Source organism: Streptomyces hygroscopicus subsp. hygroscopicus (assembly GCF_030269125.1).
Taxonomy (GTDB): Bacteria; Actinomycetota; Actinomycetes; order Streptomycetales; family Streptomycetaceae; genus Streptomyces; species Streptomyces hygroscopicus_C.
In genome coordinates this window covers 1-727 of the sequence record NZ_BSSM01000056.1, presented here as the reverse complement: position 1 = coordinate 727, position 727 = coordinate 1, and the positions used below count along the sequence as shown (strand labels likewise).

Here is a 727-nt window from a genome sequence, read left to right as displayed (position 1 = left end):
TCTGCACCGACGTCCAGGAGGCCCTCGTGTCCCACCGTAACGCCCCGCTGACGCCGACCGGGAGGCTGCGTCTGGCCCGGTGTGTCGTGGACGACGGCTGGCCGCTGCGGCGGGCCGCGGAACGCTTCCAGGTCAGCCACACCACCGCCGCCCGCTGGGCAGACCGCTACCGGCAGCTGGGCGAGGCGGGCATGTACGACCGCTCCAGCCGCCCGCATCACAGCCCGCGCCGGACGCCTGCCGCCGTCGAACAGCAGGTAGTGCGGCTGCGGCGCGAACACCGCATCGGTCCGGTGCGTCTGGCCGCCCGGTGCGGCATTGCCGCTTCCACTGTCCACCGCATCCTGGGCCGGTACGGTCTGCCCGCTCTGGTCACGCTGGATCGGGCCACCGGCGAGCCCGTGCGCCGCTACGAGCGCTCCCGGCCCGGCGAACTGGTCCACATCGACGTCAAGAAGCTCGGCCGCATCCCAGAAGGCGGCGGGCACCGCACCCAGGGCCGTGCCGAAGGCCGACGCAACCGCACCGGAGTCGGCTACGCCTACCTGCACACCGCCCTGGACGACCACACACGCCTGGCCTACACCGAAGACCTGCCCGACGAGACCGCCGCGACCTGCGCCGGCTTCCTGCGACGGGCAACCGCGTGGTTCGCCGCCCACGGCATCACCGTTGAACGCGTCCTGACCGACAACGCCTGGGCCTACACGAAGAACACCTGGCGCGA

General features: G+C 72.5%; 1 protein-coding gene. It reads left to right on the top strand.

All coding sequences use genetic code 11. The annotated features are described in order from the left end of the window. Positions 1–26 precede the first annotated feature (26 nt). Positions 27–727: IS481 family transposase (locus tag QSK45_RS38070; protein WP_285563533.1), on the top strand; the 701-nt coding region annotated here is incomplete at its 3' end.